This is a genomic window from Burkholderia sp. BCC1999 (genome assembly GCF_905339975.1).
Classification (GTDB): domain Bacteria; phylum Pseudomonadota; class Gammaproteobacteria; order Burkholderiales; family Burkholderiaceae; genus Burkholderia.
The window spans coordinates 98,766-114,777 of the sequence record NZ_CAJPHP010000010.1; the positions used below are offsets into that span (position 1 = coordinate 98,766).

Genomic DNA, 16,012 nt, shown 5'->3' on the forward strand with positions numbered 1-16,012 from the left:
GAGACATCGGCGCCCCTGCCTCCGGGACTACTCTCGAACAGCACGTTGCGTGTGCGCCGCATGAGACGGCGCGCCGCGGCGCCATCCAACGAGACATGGAGACAATACGATGAGCAGCAATCGAGGTGTCGTCTATCTTGGGCCGGGTCAGGTCGAAGTCCAGAAAATCGATTATCCGAAGATGGTCGACCCGAGCGGCCGCGCGATCGGCCACGGCGTGATCCTGAAAGTGGTCAGCACGAACATCTGCGGCTCCGACCAGCACATGGTGCGTGGCCGCACGACCGCACCGGTCGGCCTCGTGCTCGGTCACGAGATTACCGGCGAAGTGGTCGAAGTGGGCCGCGACGTCGAGACGCTGAAGATCGGCGATCTCGTGTCGGTGCCGTTCAACGTCGCCTGCGGTCGCTGCGCGATGTGCAAGGACACGCATACGGGCGTGTGCCTGAACGTGAATCCGTCGCGTGCCGGCGGTGCGTACGGCTACGTCGATATGGGCGGCTGGATCGGCGGCCAGGCCGAGTACGTGCTCGTGCCGTATGCCGATTTCAACCTGCTGAAATTCCCGGACCGCGATCAGGCGATGTCGAAGATCCGCGACCTGACCTGCCTGTCCGACATTCTGCCGACCGGTTATCACGGTGCGGTGAGCGCGGGCGTGAAGCCGGGCTCGACGGTTTATATCGCGGGCGCGGGCCCGGTCGGGATGGCTGCCGCCGCATCCGCGCGCCTGCTCGGCGCGGCCGTCACGATCGTCGGCGACATGAATGCAGAACGTCTCGCGCATGCGCGTGCGATGGGCTTCGAGACGGTCGACCTGTCGAAGGACGCTTCGCTCGGCGAGCAGATCGAGCAGATCCTCGGTGTACCCGAGATCGACTGCGCGGTCGATTGCGTCGGCTTCGAGGCGCACGGCCACGGTTCGTCGGGCCATGCGGAGGAAGCACCCGCGACGGTGCTGAACTCGCTGATGGAAATCACGCGGCCGGCCGGCGCGATCGGCATCCCGGGCCTGTACGTGACGGACGATCCGGGCGCGAAGGACAAGGCGGCGCAGCACGGCAGCCTGAGCATCCGCTTCGGCCTCGGCTGGGCGAAGTCGCACTCGTTCTTCACGGGCCAGACGCCGGTGCTGAAGTACAACCGCAACCTGATGCAGGCGATCCTGTTCGACCGGCTGCCGATCGCGAAGATCGTCAACGTCGAAGTGATCTCGCTCGACCAGGCGCCGGAAGGCTACAAGAAGTTCGACGGCGGCGCGCCGCGCAAATTCGTCATCGACCCGCACGGGTTGCTGGCGGCGTGATGCGCTAGCGTTCGATACGCTACGTGCTGAAGGAAAACGGGCGGCTCCGGAAACGGGCCGCCCGTTTTTGTTTCGGGCGCGGGGCGATCGAGGGGCCGAAGATTGGTTCGGATAGCGAATCGGCAGGCGCGAACGGCCGGACTCCGCACTCAGTGGCCGCGATAGAGTTTCGCGATCTCTGCGTGGCCGGATGCGGTGTACCGCCCGTGGCGGGTATGCAGGCTCACGCGGCGAATCGGATGCGTGCGATGCGCGGCATCGCGGCTGCCTTTCCAGTCCGCCACGCGAACTGCGCTGGCGCGTGTCCGGTCGGGGGCGCGCATCGACGGTGCGGCGTGCGCAACCTGCATCTTGCCGGCAGGCGGGCTGGCGTTTGCGTCGTCGTGTGGCGGGATGGCAGCCAGTTGCGGCGTGCCGTCGGGCGAATGAAATGGAAAAATGGGCGTCGGCAATACCGGCAGCATCGGCTCGTTCACTGTATGCAAGCCGGATTCGGTCGCGGACCCTCGGCAGACGGGATCGGCCTTGCATGTGCGGTCGACCACCACATAGCCGCCGACCAGCAGCACGAGTGTCAGGATGCTCAGGAGCGGTGCGCTCGATGCGCTCGGCCGGCGGAGCGCCGCGTTGCGCAGCGAGTGCGCGACACGCGACGACCACGAACGGACGGTATGCGGCGCTTGTGCGGCGTGCGCAGGATCGGGCGTATGACGAATCGGATCGAACGGCCAGTCCCACTGGCCGCAGGCGGGGCAGCGCTCGAGTGCATGGGGCGTGACGAATCCGCACTCCCTGCACCGGCAACGCGCGGCGTGCCGCGATTCGGCGCGTGCGTTCGACACGACGCGCCATGCATCGCGCGTACGGACGTTCCGGTTGGGCAGGACACGCATCGTCAGCGGCCGGCGGGCGCCATCAACGGAGCACACGTCGACGATCGTTCGCGTTCGGTGTTCATGTGATTCTCCATAACATCGGACGCGTGGAATCCATTCGTCCGCAGCTACCTGTCGCTTCATTCTTTGTCGCTTGCGCGTGAAACGCAAGGACGATGTCGGTCGTCCCGAGCCGTGCGTCTGGCGCTAGCCGTCGTGTCGTTGCCGCGCCGCGAGCGTCCCGATGGTCTCCATCGCGCGCTCGACGGCCGGCGTCCACGGCCGGCCGTAGTTGAGCCGCAGGTAGCGGCGAAATCCGCCGGTCGCGGAAAAGATCGGTCCCGGCGCGATGCTGACGCCGCTTTCCATCGCAGCGTCGAACAGGTGCATTGCATCGACGCGCGGCGGCAGTTCGATCCACAGGAAATACCCGCCACGTGGCGCGAATACTTCGGTGTCCGCCGGAAAATACGCGCGCACGGCCGCGAGCATTTGCGCCTGGTGCGCGGCGAGATTGCGCCTCAGCTTGCGCAGGAAACGGTCGTATGCGCCGTCGCGCAGGTAGCTCGAAATCGCCAGCTGTGCGGGCACGTCGGCGGCCGGCGCGCTCGCGCCCTTCGCCTGCCGAATCTGCCGCACGTAGCGCCCGGCCGCGACCCAGCCGATCCGGAACCCGGGCGCGAGACATTTCGAGAACGACCCGCAATGCAGGACGAGCCCGCTGTCGTCATACAGTTTCGCGGGGCGCGTGGGCGCCGTGCTGAAATGCAGTTCGTTGTACACGTCGTCCTCGATCAGCGGCACGCCGCGCGCCGCGAGCAGGTCGATCAGCGCGCGCTTGCGCTCGTCGGTCAACGTCGCGCCGGTCGGGTTGTGGAACGACGTCATGAACCAGCACGCGCGCACCGGATGCGTGTCGAGCGCTTGCGCGAGTGCATCGAGATCGAGGCCCGTGCGCGGGTCGACCGGAATCTCGACGGCTTTCAGGTGCAGGCGCTGGACGGCGTGCAGCACCGCGTGGAATGCCGGCCGTTCGATCGCGACGATGTCGCCGGGACGTGTCAGCACCTGCAGGCAGAGCGTCAACGCTTCGAGCGCGCCGGTCGTGATGACGATCTCGTCCATCGGCAAGGCGGCGCCCGCGTTCAGGTAACGCAACGCGATCTGCCGGCGCAATGCGTCATTGCCGGGCGGTAGTCCCGACAGCAGTTTCGTGCGGTCCATGCCGCGGGCCGCCGACGCCATGTAGCGCCACAGGCTGCTCATCGGGAACAGCGAATAGCTGGCGAAGGCCGAACCGAGCGGGACGATGTCGTCGCACTTGAGCGAGTCGAGCAGGCGGAGCAGCGTGTCGTCGTCGCCGGCTGGCGTGGCGGCCGGCTTGCGCGGCGGATCGTGGCCGAACCGCACGTGTTTGTCTTCCAGGTTCGCAACGAAATATCCGGAGCGGGCTCGCGCGACGATCAGACCCTCGCTTTCGAGCGCGTAGTACGCGCGAAACACGGTGGACGGGCTCACGCCATATGCGCGGCACGCGGCGCGCACGGTGGGGATGCGCGCGCCGACTGCCAGGTCGCCGCGCCGGATCGCGTCGGCGATCGTCTGTGCCAGCGCCGCATATCGCTTCATGCCTGCCCCCGGCCGCTCGAAGCCTCGCTGAAAAAAGAGTAGGGCACGGCACCCGCCGCACGCAAGCGCGCCCCCAATCGCTGATCCGTATGTTTTTTGAGCGCTCTGATGCTGTTCTTTCGTCTGACAAGCGGGCATTCTGCAGCACGTTTTATTCCCGATGTCCGGGCGAGACGGAATCCACGCTGCATGGCGGCGGCACCGTGACCCACGCGTGTCTTGCACGGGTTCTCGCCTGCGGCGTCCTGACCCTATCCGGAAGCATCCAGCGTGAAACTGAAGACTCTCGCCGCCGGCCTCGTGGCCGGCTTCGCCCTCACCCTGTTCGGCGCCGCCGCACAGGCTGCCTGCGTCAGCAATCCCGCCGCCCAGCCGAATACGACGTTTCCCGCCGCGCTGACCGGCAAGCTCGTCTATCACAGCTACGTGAAGTACGGCGACGGCACGAGCCAGCTGTTCCTCTACGACTTCTCGGCCCATACGCTGACGCAACTGAGCAAGAGCACGTGGGGCATCACCGATCCGATGAACGGCGTGTTCAGCCCCGACGGCAAGTGGCTCGCGTTCATGGGCATCAGCAACGGCGCATGGAACGTGTTCATGCTGCAGCTCGGCGCCAGCACGCCGCCCGTCAACCTGACGAACAGCACGGGTGCGACGCGCAACGAGGACCCGAAATTCAGCGCGGACGGCAAGTCGCTCGTGTTCAAGCAGAACGGCGACGTGAAGCAGGCGACGCTGTCGTACACGAGCGCGGGCCCGACGTTCACGTCGGTCGTGAGCCTGACGAACGCGCCGTCCGGCACCGAATACTCGATGCCGTACCTCGCACCGGATGCGAGCGCCGTGTACTACGCGACCGGCAGCGGCTCGAACATGGGGTTGATGAAGCGCACGATCGCGACCGGCGCGACCGCCGTGTTCGATCATCCGGCCGGGCTGCAGACCTACTACCCGATCGTGCGGGCGGACGGCATGGTGTTCTATGCGCGCTGGAAGGACAGCGGCGGGGCCGACCAGATCTATTCGAAGACGGCCGACCCGGCCTCGACGCCGAACGCGCTGGCGCTCAACGACTGCGTGAGCAACAACTCGGATCCGGCGCCGGTGAGCGGCACGAACTACCTGTTCTTCTCGTCGACGACGGCGGGCGGCTATCAGCTCTACGTCGGTGACGTGACGACCGGCCAGCGCTGGAGCCTGTCGCAGTTCGGCGTGAATGCCGACACGACGAAGGCGAAGCTCGGGTCGAGCTATTACGGCGGCCCGGCCGCCACGCAGCCGACGCTGCTGTCGCAAGGGCGTCCGGCTGCCGCATCGGCGAGCTACAACGCGTCGCTCACGCCCGACAAAGCGTTCGACGGCAACACCACGGGCACGCGCTGGGATTCGCCGGAAGGCGCCGGTGTCGGTTCGCAGTGGATCTCCGTGGATCTCGGCGCGGTGAAGCACATCGATCACGTCGATCTGTACTGGGATGCGGGCGCGCTCGTCTATCAGATCCAGACGTCGAACGACAACGTCAACTGGACGACGATCTATTCGACGAGCAACGGCGTTTCATATACCCACGTCACGCTGCCGAATCTCAACGGCAGCGGTCGTTACGTTCGGATGCTCGGCGCGCAGCGCGCGACGCAGTGGGGTTACTCGCTCTATGAAATGCAGGTGTGGGGATCCTGAGCACAATAAAAAAACGGCCTTGATGGCCGTTTTTTTCATGCGTCACGCACAGCATCGCTCACGCATGCAGTACATGGGTGGGAAACGCGGGGGCCGCACTCGCCGCACCCTGCGCAAGCGGCGCGACCTGCTTGCGGCGCTCGCGGGTCGGCGCGACGCCGAACGCGTCACGATAGCTCTTGCTGAAATGGCACGCCGACTGGAACCCGCACGCCATCGTGATGTGCATGATCGACATGTCGGTCTGCAGCAGCAGCTCGCGCGCACGGCGCAGCCGCAGCGTCAGGTAGTAATGCGTCGGCGTCATGCCGAGGTGCTCGCGGAACAGGCGCTGCAGTTGCCGCTGCGACATGTTCGCGAGCCGCGCGAGCTCCTCGCGCGACAGCGGCTCCTCGATGTTGTTCTCCATCAGCGAGATCACTTCGAACAGCGACTTGTTCGCCGAGCCGAGGCGTGCGACGAGCGGCATGCGTTGCTGCGCGCTCGTGTCGCGCACGTGTTCGACGATGAACTGCTCGGCGATCTGCGTGACGCGCGCAGTGCCCACGCGCGCGGCGATCAGGTTCAGCATCATGTCGAGCGGCGCGACGCCGCCCGTGCACGTGATGCGGTCGCGGTCGATCACGAACAGTTCCTTCAGGAAGCACGTGTCCGGAAACTCTTCCTTCAGCGCCGACATGTTCTCCCAGTGGATCGCGCACGCGTAGCCCGCGAGCAGCCCCGATTTCGCGAGTGCATAGGTGCCCGTGCACAGGCTGCCAAGCGGGATGCCCGAGCGCGCGAAGCGGCGCAGTGCCGACAGGTGGGCCGGCGTGGTCGCACGCTGCACGTCGACGCCGCCGCACACGAATACGATGTCTGGCTGCCCCGCGCATTCGGCCGGGCCCGTGTCGACCGTGAGGCCGTTGCTCGCCGTGACCGGGCCGCCGTCCGGGCTGATCACCGACCAGCGGTAGAGCGGCTGGCCGCTCAGGTAGTTCGCCATCCGAAGCACCTCGATCGCATTGGTGAACGCGATCATCGTGAAGTTCGGTAACGGCATGAACGCGAAGTGGGACAGCGACGCTGTGCGGTCGGGCGACATGGGGAGCGTTCCTAGAATCTCTAATAGCTATACGCCCGGGGAGCACGGGTCGGGCAGCGGTATTGTGTGAGCGAGCGCAACAAGCGTGCCATACGGCTAAACCCTAGCTCCATACGTTGTCTGGGTGTAAGGCCGATGTTGCACTGCACCGTAACCGGGAGACACCGCACCCCGAACGGGCGGCAAACGCACTGCCCGTGTGCGTATCCATAGGTGAACAGCCGACGCCGTTTTGGTTGGTCATCCGAAAAAGCACGACCGGTCACTTGTATAAAACGGACGTGCATGGCGGAAAAGGCAAAGAACGCGTCTAAATTCATCAATCCGCCGAAAATCCGAACGACAAGAATAGAGCCGTCGGCAACCTTGTACTGGCGCAGCGGGAAACCCAGGCAGGGCGGGCCTTGAGCTTTGGTTACAGCCCTTTATTCTTCGTCACGGACGCACTATGTCGAACACCCAGCCTTTCTTCTCGCAGCCCCTTGCCGAGCGCGACGCGCCGGTACGCAGCGCCATCCTGAAGGAACTCGAGCGTCAGCAGTCGCAGGTCGAGTTGATCGCGTCGGAAAACATCGTGTCGCGCGCCGTGCTCGAGGCGCAGGGCTCGGTACTGACGAACAAGTACGCGGAAGGCTATCCCGGCAAGCGCTACTACGGCGGCTGCGAGTTCGCCGATGAAGTCGAGGCGCTGGCGATCGAGCGCGTCAAGCAGATCTTCAACGCCGGTTATGCGAACGTACAGCCGCACTCGGGCGCGCAGGCGAACGGCTCGGTGATGCTCGCGCTGGCCAAGCCGGGCGACACGGTGCTCGGCATGTCGCTGGACGCCGGCGGCCACCTGACGCACGGCGCGAAGCCGGCGCTGTCGGGCAAGTGGTTCAACGCCGTCCAGTACGGCGTGAACCGCGACACGATGCGGATCGATTACGACCAGGTCGAGGCGCTGGCGCACGAGCACAAGCCGAACCTGATCATCGCCGGCTTCTCGGCATACCCGCGCGCGCTCGACTTCGCGCGCTTCCGCGCGATCGCCGACAGCGTCGGCGCGAAGCTGATGGTCGACATGGCGCACATCGCCGGCGTGATCGCCGCGGGCCGCCACGCCAACCCGGTCGAGCATGCGCACGTCGTCACGTCGACCACCCACAAGACGCTGCGCGGCCCGCGCGGCGGCTTCGTGCTGACCAACGACGAGGACATCGCGAAGAAGATCAACTCGGCCGTGTTCCCCGGCCTGCAGGGCGGCCCGCTGATGCACGTGATCGCCGGCAAGGCCGTCGCGTTCGGCGAAGTGCTGCATGCGGACTTCAAGACCTACATCGACAACGTGCTCGCGAACGCGCAGGCGCTCGGTGAAGTGCTGAAGGCCGGCGGCGTCGATCTCGTCACGGGCGGCACCGACAACCACCTGCTGCTGGTCGACCTGCGCCCGAAGGGCCTGAAGGGCGCGCCGGTCGAGCAGGCGCTGGAACGCGCGGGCATCACCTGCAACAAGAACGGCATCCCGTTCGACACCGAGAAGCCGACCGTCACGTCGGGCATCCGTCTCGGCACGCCGGCCGGCACGACGCGCGGTTTCGGCGTCGCGGAATTCCGTGAAGTGGGCCGCCTGATCCTCGAAGTGTTCGACGCGCTGCGCGCGAACCCGGAAGGCGACCACGCGACCGAACAGCGTGTGCGCCGCGAGATCTTCGCGTTGTGCGAACGCTTCCCGATCTACTGATCGACCCCCACAAGAACAGACCCACGAGCGAGAGCAGATATGAGCACGCTGCATCAGGACAGCATCATCATCGACGGACTGAACATTTCGAAGTTCGAGAAGCCGGTGTTCGAGGACATGCGCCGTGGCGGCATCACGGCCGCGAACTGCACGGTGTCGGTGTGGGAGAACTTCGCCAAGACCGTCGACAACATCGGCGTGATGAAGAAGAAGATCCGCGACAACGGCGAGCTGCTGACGCTCGTGCGCACGACGGACGACATCTTCCGCGCGAAGAAGGAAGGCAAGACCGGGATCATCCTCGGCTTCCAGAACGCGCATGCGTTCGAGGACAACCTCGGCTACATCGAAGCGTTCGCCGACATGGGCGTGCGTGTCGTGCAGCTCTGCTACAACACGCAGAATCTGGTCGGCACCGGCTGCTACGAGCGTGACGGCGGCCTGTCGGACTTCGGCCGCGAAGTGATCACCGAGATGAACCGCGTCGGCATCATGGTCGACCTGTCACACGTGGGCGGCAACACGTCGTCGGAAGCGATCGCGTTCTCGAAGAAGCCGGTGTGCTACTCGCACTGCCTGCCCTCGGGCCTGAAGGAGCATCCGCGCAACAAGAGCGACGTGCAGCTCAAGGAGATCGCCGATGCGGGCGGCTTCGTCGGCGTGACGATGTTCGCGCCGTTCCTGAAGCGCGGGATCGAAGCGAACATCGACGACTACATCGAGGCGATCGACTACGTCGTGAACCTGATCGGCGAAGACGCGGTCGGCATCGGCACGGACTTCACGCAGGATTTCGCGAAGGAATTCTTCGACATGCTGACGCATGACAAGGGCCGCTATCGCCAGCTGACGAACTTCGGCAAGGTGATCAACCCGGACGGCATCCGCACGATCGGCGAATTCCCGAACCTGACCGCGGCGATGGAACGCCACGGCTGGAAGGAGTCGCGTATCCGCAAGATCATGGGCGAGAACTGGGTGCGCGTGTTCAAGGACGTGTGGGGCGCGTAAGCGCCGCTTCGAGCCGAACCGCCACCCGCGATTCAACAACAGAAAAATCGGGACGTGCCCGCGCAAGCCGCGCGGGCGCGCGGACGATGTCGCGCCTGCGCACTGAGCCGCGCGGCCAATTTCCTCACGGAGTCACCACGATGCAACCGCAACTGCCGATCAACGTCGATCCCGATACCGGCGTCTGGACCACCGACGCGCTGCCGATGCTGTATGTGCCGCGCCACTTCTTCACGAACAACCACGTCGCCGTCGAAGAAGCGCTCGGCGTCGAAGCGTATGCCGAGATCCTCTACAAGGCCGGCTACAAGTCCGCATACCACTGGTGCGACAAGGAAGCAAAGCTGCACGGGCTGACCGGCATGGCCGTGTTCGAGCACTACCTGAAGCGACTGTCGCAACGCGGTTGGGGCTTGTTCTCGATCATCGAGGCCGATCCGGCCAGTGCGCGCGCAAAGATCGAGCTGCGCCATTCGTCGTTCGTGCTCCAGCAGCCGGGCAAGGAAGGCAAGCTCTGCTACATGTTCGCAGGCTGGTTCGCCGGCGCGATGGACTGGGTCAACGACACGACGCCGGAAGGCAAGGGCGCCCCGCGTGCGCGATCGTTGGAAGTGCAGTGCGCGGCCGAGCATCACGACCACTGCGTCTTCGAAGTGTCGCCGATCGCGCACTGACGCACTGATACACCGCTACAAAACAACACCCGCAACACGAGACATTCGAACGCCAGAGGTCGCCAGCGATGCGTTATCCCCACCTGTTCAAACCCATGCAGCTGAACCAGCTGACGCTGCGTAACCGGATCGTCAGCACCGCGCATGCGGAGGTGTATGCCGAGCCGGGCGGCCTGCCGGGCGACCGCTATATCCGCTACTACGAAGAAAAGGCCAAGGGTGGCGTCGGCCTGGCCATCTGCGGCGGGTCGAGCCCCGTGTCGATCGACAGCCCGCAGGGCTGGTGGAAATCGGTGAACCTGTCGACCGACAAGATCATCGATCCGCTCACGCGCCTCGCCGACACGATGCACAAGCACGGCGCGAAGATCATGATCCAGGCGACGCACATGGGCCGCCGCTCGTCGTTCCACGGCGAGCACTGGCCGCACTTGATGTCGCCGTCGGGTGTGCGCGAACCCGTGCACCGCGGCAACGCGAAGATCATCGAGATCGAGGAAATCCGCCGCATCATCGGCGATTTCGCGGCGGCCGCGAAGCGCGTGAAGGCAGCGGGCATGGACGGCATCGAAATCTCGGCCGCCCACCAGCACCTGATCGACCAGTTCTGGAGCAAGCGTTCGAACCACCGCACCGACGAATGGGGCGGCAGCCTGGAAAACCGCCTGCGCTTCGGTATCGAAGTGCTGACGGCCGTGCGCGAGGCGGTCGGCAAGGATTTCTGTGTCGGCCTGCGCATGTGCGGCGACGAATTCCACGAGGACGGCCTCGACCACGAAGCGCTGAAGGAAATCGCGCAGGCAATGTCGGAGACGGGCCTGATCGACTACCTGAGCGTGGTCGGCTCGGGTGGCGACACGCACAATACGATCGCGAACTGCATGCCGCCGATGGCATTGCCGCCGGAGCCGTTCGTGCACCTCGCGGCCGGCATCAAGTCGGTCGTGAAGATTCCGGTGATGCACGCGCAGAGCATCCGCGATGCGGGCCAGGCCGAGCGCCTGCTCGCGACCGGCATGATCGACCTGGTCGGCATGACGCGCGCGCAGATCGCCGATCCGCACATGGTGATCAAGATCCGCGACGGCCGCGAAGACGAAATCAAGCAGTGCGTCGGCGCGAACTACTGCATCGACCGCCAGTACAACGGCCTCGACGTGCTGTGCATCCAGAACGCGGCGACGTCGCGTGAAGCGACGATGCCGCACATCATCGAGAAGTCGCGCGGCCCGAAGCGCAAGGTCGTGGTGGTCGGCGCGGGCCCGGCGGGGCTTGAAGCCGCGCGCGTCGCGAAGCTGCGCGGCCACGACGTCGTGCTGTTCGAGAAGAACTCGGAAGTGGGCGGGCAGGTGATGATCGCCGCCAAGGCGCCGCAGCGCGAACAGATGTCGGGGATCATCCGCTGGTTCGACATGGAAACGAAGCGCTTGGGCGTCGATCGCCGCCTCGGCGTGGCCGCCGACGAGAAGATGATCATGGCCGAGAAGCCGGACATCGTCGTGCTCGCGACGGGCGGGTCGAGCTTCACGTGGCAGGTGCCGGGCTGGGGCGTGGCTGAAGGTCTGGCCGTCAGCTCGTGGGACATCCTGACCGGCAAGGTCGAGCCCAAGCAGAACGTGCTGCTGTTCGACGGCGTGAGCACGCATGCCGGCGCGGGCGTGGCCGACTTCATGGCGAGCCGCGGCTCGAAGGTCGAGGTCGTCACGCCGGACGTGAAGGTCGCCGACGATTGCGGCGGCACGACGTTCCCGATCTTCTATCGCCGCCTGTATGCGTTCGGCGTGATCCCGACACCGAACACGATGCTCGATCGCGTTTATCAGGAGGACGGCAAGATGATTGCCGTGCTGCGCAACGAGTACACGGAAGAACTGGAAGAGCGCGCGGTCGACCAGGTGGTGATCGAGAACGGTTCGTCGCCGAACGACGAGCTGTACTGGAAGCTCAAGCCGGAATCGGTGAACCGTGGCCAGATCGATCCGCACACGCTGTTCGCGGCCGAGCCGCAACCGTGCCTGTCGGAAGAACTCGGCAACGGCCGTTTCCTGCTGTTCCGTGTCGGCGACTGCATCTCGATGCACAACGTCCACGGTGCGATCTACGACTCGCTGCGTCTCGTGAAGGATTTCTAAACGATGAACCCGTCCTTCCTCATTACCGCCCTGTTGTGGCTGTCGGTGGCGGGGCTCGCGTTCGCGGTCGCGAAGCGCTCGTCCTACTGGCGGCTCGGCCGCGCCACGGCACCCGGCTCGTTCGGCGTCGCGAACCTGTTCGCGATCCCGAAGCGCTATTTCGTCGACCTGCACCACGTAGTCGCCCGCGATCCGTACATCGCGAAGACGCACGTGGCGACGGCCGGCGGCGCGATCGGCGCGCTTGCGCTGGTGTTCATCAACTATGGCCTCGCGATCTACTCGCCGTGGCTCGACAAGCTGATCTTCCTCGCGGCGCTCGCGATGCTGGTCGGCGCGGTGTTCGTGTGGCGCCGGCGCGCGGCGAAGGACGTGCCCGCGCGGTTGTCGAAAGGTCCGTGGAATACGCTGCCCTGGCTGCTCGGCTCGTTCGCGCTCGGCCTCGTGCTGTTCATGCTGGTGCCGACCGGCGCGATGTCGGGTGCGTTCGCGGTGCTCTGCGCAGTGCTGATCGGTGTCGGTGCATTCACGATGACGGTCGGCGCCGCGAAGGGCGGCCCGATGAAGCATGCGATCGCCGGCCTGCTGCACCTTGCATTCCACCCGCGCCAGGAACGGTTTGCCGCCACGCGTGAATCGTTCACGGGCAACGGCACGGCCACGCCGCCGACCGCACTGAAGCTGCCGGACATCGAGCATCAGGAATACGGGGTCGCGAAGCCGGTCGAATTCCGCTGGAACCAGCTGCTGAGTTTCGACGCCTGCGTGCAGTGCGGCAAGTGCGAAGCCGCGTGCCCCGCGTTTGCGTCGGGTCAGCCGCTGAACCCGAAGAAGCTGATCCAGGATCTTGTCGTCGGCATGGCCGGCGGCACCGATGCGGCTTACGCGGGCAGCCCGTCGCCGGGCCTCGCGGTCGGCCAGCATCGCGGCGAGCCGAACGGCCCGATCGTGTCGGGCCTGATCGAGGAGCAGACACTGTGGTCGTGCACGACCTGCCGCGCTTGCGTGCAGGAATGCCCGATGCTGATCGAGCACGTCGACGCGATCGTCGACATGCGCCGCAACCGCACGCTCGTGCACGGCACGGTGCCGGGCAAGGGCCAGGAAGTGCTCGCGAACCTGCGCGAGACGGGCACGATGGGCGGCTACGACACGGCCGCGCGCTACGACTGGTCGGTCGACCTGAGCGCGCCCGTCGCGCAGCCGGGCAAGCCGGTCGACGTGCTGTTCGTCGCGGGTGAAGGTGCGTTCGACATGCGCTACCAGCGCACGCTGCGTGCGTTTGTGAAGGTGCTGAACAAGGCGGGCGTCGACTACGCGGTGCTCGGCTCGACCGAGACCGACACGGGCGACGTCGCACGCCGGCTCGGCGACGAAGCGACGTTCCAGCAGATGGCGAAGCGCCTGATCGGCACGCTCGGCACGCTGTCGTACAAGCAGATCGTGACGGCCGACCCGCACGTGATGCACAGCCTGCGCAACGAATACCGCGCGCTCGGGCTGCGCGTGACGGTCAAGCACCACACGACCTATCTCGCCGAACTCGCCGACAGCGGCAAGATCGCGCCGAAGGCCATCGAGGCGCTGCAGGAGAAGCGCACGACATACCACGATCCGTGCTACCTCGGCCGCTACAACGGCGAGACGGAAGCGCCGCGCAAGCTGCTGAAGACGATCGGCATCCAGGTCGTCGAGATGGAGCGCAACGGCATGCGCGGCCGCTGCTGCGGCGGTGGCGGCGGTGCGCCGCTGACCGACATCCCCGGCAAGCAGCGCATTCCCGACATCCGCATCGCCGACGCACGTACGATCGGCGCGGATGTGGTCGCGGTTGCCTGCCCGAACTGCACGGCCATGCTCGAAGGCGTCGTGGGCCCGCGCCCCGACGTGCTCGACGTCGCCGAACTCGTCGCCGCCTCGCTGGAGTGAATCGATGAACACGATCAAACGAATCGATCCGCGCCGGCCGTTCATCATCACGGCCGCCGGCCTGAAGCGCATCACGCTCGGCGAGGAAGGCAGCGCCGATGCGAACGTCGCATACGGGGCCGCTCACGGCCATGGCGCAGCGGCCGCGAAGCCGCGCCGCGCGCTGCAGGATCCGAAGCACGTGATGCTGGTGGTCGCGCACGGCGAACGCGGCGCGCTCGACGACCATTCGCGGCAGGCGATCGCCGCTGCAGCCGTGCTCGCCGACGCGCAAACCGAAGTCGCGCTGCTCGCGTTCGGCGAGTTGAAGGATGACGTAGCCGAACTCGGCGTCGACAAGCTGCTCGAGTTGACCGGCTTCGATCGCCGCACGTTCGATCCCGAAAGCGAACTGCAAGCATTGCAGGCCTGTGTGGCCGCGCTCGCACCGAAGCACGTGTTCGTACCCGACAACGCAACGGGTGACGGCGATCTTGGCCGGCGTTACGCGGCAGCCGCCGGCGCGAGCGTCGCGACGCACGTCGTCGAGATCGACGCGAAGCACGTCGGCGCGTATGCGCAGGCCGGGCGCGCGTTTGCCACGCGCGCGCTGCCCGACGTGATCCTGCTCGCGCAGAACGCGGTCGACGCGAAGCTGCCGTTCGTCGGTGCGGGCGAACGCCTGGCCGCGGATTTCATCCGCCCGGCCCATGACGCCACGCAGCCGTACCGCGATCTCGGCCTCGACGAAATCGATGCGGCGCAGGTCGCGCTCGAGGAAGCCGATTTCATCGTGTCGGCCGGCAACGGCGTGTCCGACATCGGCGCGTTCGAGCAGCTGGCCGGTGCATTCGGCGCCGCGATCGGCGCGAGCCGCGTCGCGGTCGACAACGGCCATTTCACGCGCGACAAGCAGGTCGGAGCGACCGGCAAGACGGTCGAGGCAAGCGTGTACATCGCGTTCGGCATCTCGGGCGCGGTGCAGCACTTGCAGGGGATCAAGGACTGCCGCCACGTGATCGCGGTGAACCTCGACGGCAGCGCGCCGATCGCGAAGCGCGCGAACCTGACGGTGGTGGGCGACGCGCAGGCGACGATCGCCGCGTTGATCGAACAGGTGCAGGCCGCGCGTGCCGCGCGCGGCGAATCGCCGGCCGCGGTCGGCACCCGTGAACCGGAAGGAGTTGCCGCATGAACGCCCCCCGTCCCTTGCAACGCATCGCGGTGCTCGTGTCCATTGGCCGGCATCCGGTCAGCGGCGTCGCGCGCTACAGCCGCAACGATGCGGCCGCACTTGAAACCGGCCGCCAGCTCGCCGAGCAGCATCGCGCGACGCTCGACGTGATCCATGCAGGCGACCCCGCGAACGGGGCGCTTGCCGAATATCTCGCGCTCGGCGCGCGGGAGGTCGAGGTGCTGGCCTGCCGCGACGGCGACGATGCCGTGCACGCGCTCGCCGCGCGCATCGAAGACTACGACCTCGTGCTGACCGGCACGCGCGCCGAGGGTGCGTACGACACCGGCATGCTGCCTTACCGCATCGCCGCGACGCTCGGCTATCCGCTGGTCGGCTCGGCCGTCGACGTGACGGTCGAAGGCGGTCGCGCGGCCGTCCGGCAATTTTTGCCGAAAGGGTTGCGGCGGCGCGTCGATGCCGCGCTGCCGGCCGTGATTGCCGTCCATCCACTCGCCAATGCCGAGCCACGCTACGCGTACGCGCGGCTGCGCGCAGGCGCGATCCGGCCGGCGCTCGCGGCGCCCGGCGCGAACGCCGATGCGGCCGCGTGGACGGTCGGTCCGGTCGAGCGTAAACCCGTAAAACTGGTCGCCGCCGAGAAGCGCTCCGGGCATGCCCGGATGCTGTCCGCGACGACGACGGAAAGCCGCGGCGGCAACGTCGTAAATGAAGGGAGTTCGGTCGAAAAAGCACAAGTGATCCTCGCGTATTTGCGCGAGCATCAGCTCATCGACTACTGATTTTGATGCC

General features: G+C 66.2%; 12 protein-coding genes. 9 read left to right on the forward strand and 3 right to left on the reverse strand.

Features of this window, described 5'->3' with window-relative positions; genetic code table 11:
* Positions 1-109: 109 nt before the first annotated feature.
* Positions 110-1,306 carry a formaldehyde dehydrogenase, glutathione-independent gene (gene fdhA, locus U5809_RS16325; protein ID WP_176048381.1) on the forward strand — a complete coding sequence of 399 codons (1,197 nt, stop codon included), beginning with the start codon at positions 110-112 and terminating at the stop codon, positions 1,304-1,306.
* 149 nt (positions 1,307-1,455) lie between these two features.
* On the opposite strand, the gene U5809_RS16330 is transcribed toward fdhA, so the two are convergent.
* Positions 1,456-2,199, reverse strand: a complete 744-nt coding sequence (locus U5809_RS16330; protein ID WP_322087284.1) for a hypothetical protein — start codon at positions 2,197-2,199, stop codon at positions 1,456-1,458.
* Between the two features lie 189 nt (positions 2,200-2,388).
* The gene (locus tag U5809_RS16335; protein WP_322087285.1) at positions 2,389-3,810 is read right to left on the reverse strand and encodes a PLP-dependent aminotransferase family protein; all 1,422 of its coding nucleotides are present in this window, start codon (positions 3,808-3,810) and stop codon (positions 2,389-2,391) included.
* Positions 3,811-4,080: 270 nt separating this feature from the next.
* Here U5809_RS16335 and U5809_RS16340 point away from each other — a divergent pair, with 270 nt between their 5' ends.
* On the forward strand, positions 4,081-5,493 hold the full coding sequence (locus tag U5809_RS16340; RefSeq protein ID WP_322087286.1) for a discoidin domain-containing protein: 1,413 nt from the start codon (positions 4,081-4,083) through the stop codon (positions 5,491-5,493).
* Positions 5,494-5,551: 58 nt separating this feature from the next.
* Here the strand turns inward: U5809_RS16340 and U5809_RS16345 are convergent, their stop codons facing one another.
* Entirely contained in the window at positions 5,552-6,577 is a 1,026-nt protein-coding gene (locus U5809_RS16345; protein WP_322087287.1) for a GlxA family transcriptional regulator, read from the reverse strand.
* A gap of 448 nt (positions 6,578-7,025) precedes the next feature.
* On the opposite strand from U5809_RS16345, the gene U5809_RS16350 reads away from it, so the two are divergent.
* The 7 genes from U5809_RS16350 (at position 7,026) to U5809_RS16380 (ending at position 16,002) form a co-directional block, all read left to right on the forward strand.
* On the forward strand, positions 7,026-8,300 hold the full coding sequence (locus U5809_RS16350; protein ID WP_059239231.1) for a serine hydroxymethyltransferase: 1,275 nt from the start codon (positions 7,026-7,028) through the stop codon (positions 8,298-8,300).
* A 39-nt stretch (positions 8,301-8,339) separates the two neighbouring features.
* Positions 8,340-9,311 carry a dipeptidase gene (locus tag U5809_RS16355; RefSeq protein ID WP_059239233.1) on the forward strand — a complete coding sequence of 324 codons (972 nt, stop codon included), beginning with the start codon at positions 8,340-8,342 and terminating at the stop codon, positions 9,309-9,311.
* A gap of 140 nt (positions 9,312-9,451) precedes the next feature.
* A complete protein-coding gene (locus U5809_RS16360; RefSeq protein ID WP_089475447.1) occupies positions 9,452-9,985 on the forward strand; it encodes a DUF5943 domain-containing protein in 534 nt (177 codons plus the stop codon).
* Between the two features lie 68 nt (positions 9,986-10,053).
* On the forward strand, positions 10,054-12,117 hold the full coding sequence (locus U5809_RS16365) for an NADH:flavin oxidoreductase (protein WP_322087288.1): 2,064 nt from the start codon (positions 10,054-10,056) through the stop codon (positions 12,115-12,117).
* Between the two features lie 3 nt (positions 12,118-12,120).
* Positions 12,121-14,046, forward strand: coding sequence for a (Fe-S)-binding protein (locus tag U5809_RS16370; RefSeq protein WP_322087289.1), 1,926 nt, complete (start codon positions 12,121-12,123; stop codon positions 14,044-14,046).
* Positions 14,047-14,050: 4 nt separating this feature from the next.
* Positions 14,051-15,220: an electron transfer flavoprotein subunit alpha/FixB family protein gene (locus tag U5809_RS16375; RefSeq protein WP_322087290.1), complete on the forward strand. Its 1,170-nt coding sequence runs from the start codon at positions 14,051-14,053 to the stop codon at positions 15,218-15,220.
* On the forward strand, positions 15,217-16,002 hold the full coding sequence (locus U5809_RS16380) for an electron transfer flavoprotein subunit beta/FixA family protein (RefSeq protein WP_322087291.1): 786 nt from the start codon (positions 15,217-15,219) through the stop codon (positions 16,000-16,002). The genes U5809_RS16375 and U5809_RS16380 overlap by 4 nt, the downstream gene beginning before the upstream one ends.
* Positions 16,003-16,012 lie beyond the last annotated feature (10 nt).

Bases quoted from the DNA above. Each gene is read 5' to 3' on its own strand.
- fdhA (WP_176048381.1), top strand. From the start codon at position 110: ATGAGCAGCAATCGAGGTGTCGTCTATCTTGGGCCGGGTCAGGTCGAA.
- U5809_RS16330 (WP_322087284.1), bottom strand. From the start codon at position 2,199: ATGCGTGTCCTGCCCAACCGGAACGTCCGTACGCGCGATGCATGGCGC.
- U5809_RS16335 (WP_322087285.1), bottom strand. From the start codon at position 3,810: ATGAAGCGATATGCGGCGCTGGCACAGACGATCGCCGACGCGATCCGG.
- U5809_RS16345 (WP_322087287.1), bottom strand. From the start codon at position 6,577: ATGTCGCCCGACCGCACAGCGTCGCTGTCCCACTTCGCGTTCATGCCG.
- U5809_RS16350 (WP_059239231.1), top strand. From the start codon at position 7,026: ATGTCGAACACCCAGCCTTTCTTCTCGCAGCCCCTTGCCGAGCGCGAC.
- U5809_RS16355 (WP_059239233.1), top strand. From the start codon at position 8,340: ATGAGCACGCTGCATCAGGACAGCATCATCATCGACGGACTGAACATT.
- U5809_RS16360 (WP_089475447.1), top strand. From the start codon at position 9,452: ATGCAACCGCAACTGCCGATCAACGTCGATCCCGATACCGGCGTCTGG.
- U5809_RS16365 (WP_322087288.1), top strand. From the start codon at position 10,054: ATGCGTTATCCCCACCTGTTCAAACCCATGCAGCTGAACCAGCTGACG.
- U5809_RS16370 (WP_322087289.1), top strand. From the start codon at position 12,121: ATGAACCCGTCCTTCCTCATTACCGCCCTGTTGTGGCTGTCGGTGGCG.
- U5809_RS16375 (WP_322087290.1), top strand. From the start codon at position 14,051: ATGAACACGATCAAACGAATCGATCCGCGCCGGCCGTTCATCATCACG.
- U5809_RS16380 (WP_322087291.1), top strand. From the start codon at position 15,217: ATGAACGCCCCCCGTCCCTTGCAACGCATCGCGGTGCTCGTGTCCATT.